The organism is Acidiphilium sp. (assembly GCF_049977125.1).
GTDB lineage: Bacteria > Pseudomonadota > Alphaproteobacteria > Acetobacterales > Acetobacteraceae > Acidiphilium.
The window spans coordinates 1-2,205 of the sequence record NZ_JBMFGY010000316.1; the positions used below are offsets into that span (position 1 = coordinate 1).

At 60.3% G+C, this 2,205-nt stretch carries 3 protein-coding genes; 2 read left to right on the forward strand and 1 reads right to left on the reverse strand.

The features are described 5' to 3' along the window. Positions 1–401: 401 nt before the first annotated feature. Entirely contained in the window at positions 402–1,124 is a 723-nt protein-coding gene (locus ACP5E6_RS18560; protein WP_427956868.1) for a hypothetical protein, read from the forward strand. Continuing rightward, positions 1,121–1,705, forward strand: a complete 585-nt coding sequence (locus ACP5E6_RS18565; RefSeq protein ID WP_427956870.1) for an RES family NAD+ phosphorylase — start codon at positions 1,121–1,123, stop codon at positions 1,703–1,705. Before ACP5E6_RS18560 ends, ACP5E6_RS18565 begins: the two co-directional genes overlap by 4 nt. A gap of 121 nt (positions 1,706–1,826) precedes the next feature. Here the strand turns inward: ACP5E6_RS18565 and ACP5E6_RS18570 are convergent, their stop codons facing one another. Next, positions 1,827–2,054 (reverse strand): hypothetical protein, encoded by a 228-nt coding sequence (locus ACP5E6_RS18570; protein ID WP_427956872.1) that lies wholly within the window; start codon positions 2,052–2,054, stop codon positions 1,827–1,829. Positions 2,055–2,205: the final 151 nt, after the last annotated feature.

A 2,205-nucleotide genomic window follows, 5' to 3' on the forward strand; every position in this document is an offset into this window, starting at 1 on the left:
CTGAAGTAACGAAACGCCCCGATTTGTAGCATAAGCAGACAAAATGAGAACACTGGCAGGGCGAACCTCAGGGTTTCTATGGGTTTGAGCGGAGTGGCGGGTCCTGAAGCCGGAATCGCGAGTGTGCGGAAAACGATCTATTCGTGTGCAGAACAGGTCATCAATGGTGGCCGCATTGATGGGGTGCCGTTGGATGGTGAGATCCAACTCCAGTGGCGGCTCGGAGCGCGCACACTATTTGTATTCGACGGACGATCGTGAACGTAACCAGGGCGAGAGCTGGTTGATATTCCGGCATGATCCCGCACTTGACGGGCCTCTTTTTATGGACAAACAAGACATACTGGACAAACGGGACAATAATAGGTACTTACGACGGCGTATCTGATGAGGATAATCCTATGACTGCTGCACAGGATCGCCGGCAGACCGTTCAGCCAGCGAACAAGATCGCCAGCCCCGCTACCGCAGATATAATCGGCATATTCGCCCAACGGAATCCTGATTCCAGCCGAGGCGAAATCACCGAGGTCGCAAAGCTGGTGGCTGAGTTCAGCGCCACGGCTGCGATGTTGTCACCAGCCGCCCGTAAACGTCTGATAGCCCGTCGGGCACGGTTTAAAGAGCTTGTTGCCGAGATCGCCGCGGAGCCCGAAACGACACCCACGCCGGTGGCGCTAGCAGCCAAAAATCGAGCTGAAGTCAGCCATGGTGCAGGTCTAGGCACGGTGCTGCCGCTGGAGGAGGGCAGGGCGCGGATTGCCGCATACGCCGTGCCAGCCAGGATCGAGGACTGGGCCGGTCGGCTAGCCGGACCAAGCGAACTCGCGCGAGAGTTTGGCATAGCACGCTCAACCCTCCACACTTGGCAAAAGCAGGCAGCGGTCATCGGACTTCTGGTCGGCATGCGCAAACACGCCTTCCCGACGGAGCAATTCGTCGACGGACGTCCGGTTGCCGGGCTTGGTGCGATTGTCGCGGCCATCGGTGATCCACGCACGGCATGGCTCTGGTTGCGCGAGGCTAATCCCGGGTTCGCCGGCGTCGCTCCGCTGACACGGCTGAAGGCCGGGGCAATTGATGATGTTGTTGAGGTGGCACGCTCGAACTTCGGTAACGCGTGATCCTCGACAGGAATGTTCTCGCCGATCTCGCCGTCGCGATCACGCTCGATGCCTATGTGCGCGTTACGCCTATGGGGCATGCCGCCACCCCACTCGGCGCCGGCTTCGGGATCACGCGCTTCGCCAGCCCGAAGAGGTCCTTCAGGGTCATCTATCTCGCGCAGGATTTGACGACCGGGATCGCTGAAACCCTTGTTCGCGACCGGTTTCAGGGCCGGGCACGGCGCCAGCTTCTTGACGTTGAAGCTGATCTCTGGGGGGCGACTGAAGTGAACGGGACGGCCGATCTGAGATTGATCGACCTCAGATCCACGGGTCTGGTGCGCCTGGGCATTTCGACCGAAGCGGCGCGGGGCAAAGCGCATGGTCAAGGGCGAAAGCTGAGCCAGGCGATCTATGAGCAAACGGATGCGCAGGGTTTGATCTACGTTTCCCGCCTGACGGGAAGCACCTGCGTCTGCATCTACGACCGAGCTCTACCGGGCGGGTTGGTTGCCACGCCGGTGATTGCGGTGACGCAACTGGCAGGATTCGTCGATGCGTTGCGTGAACTGAATGTGACTCTGGTTGCCACACGCTAGCCGCCAGGTGATGGCCGAACACGTAGCCGCGCCGCGCCGCTGGTGATTTGACCCAGTCGTTTTCACACCGGAGGCACGTGCGCATCTCAGCGTATTATATGGCCTGTGTTTGCGTGCGGCGTCATGACATCTCCCCAATCCGAGGAGGCGTGGCAAGCTGGCGCAGGGCGGCGATGATGCGTTCGGGTGCCGCGCTATGGGTGAAATCGACATCGGCATACCGCCACGTAACCCCACCGTCGCGATCGAGCAGGAACACGGCGGGGATCGGCAGAAACCATAACTCGTTGCCATGGCGATCGGGGATGTCGAGCCCCGGTGATTGGTGCTCCGACCGCCGAGGGATCACGGGCCGATCCCCCAGCCATAGATCGTTTTATTCTTGGTGTAGGGATAGCAAACCGTGCCGCCTTTCCCGACTTTCCAGCCAGGTCTGTTGCAGTTGGCGAGTATCGGGATCGATCCCGCCAGATAGAGCCGGTAGGCCAGTTTGCCGTCAG

Excerpts from the sequence above, each read along its gene's own strand:
- ACP5E6_RS18560 (WP_427956868.1), top strand. The coding sequence starts at position 402 with ATGACTGCTGCACAGGATCGCCGGCAGACCGTTCAGCCAGCGAACAAG.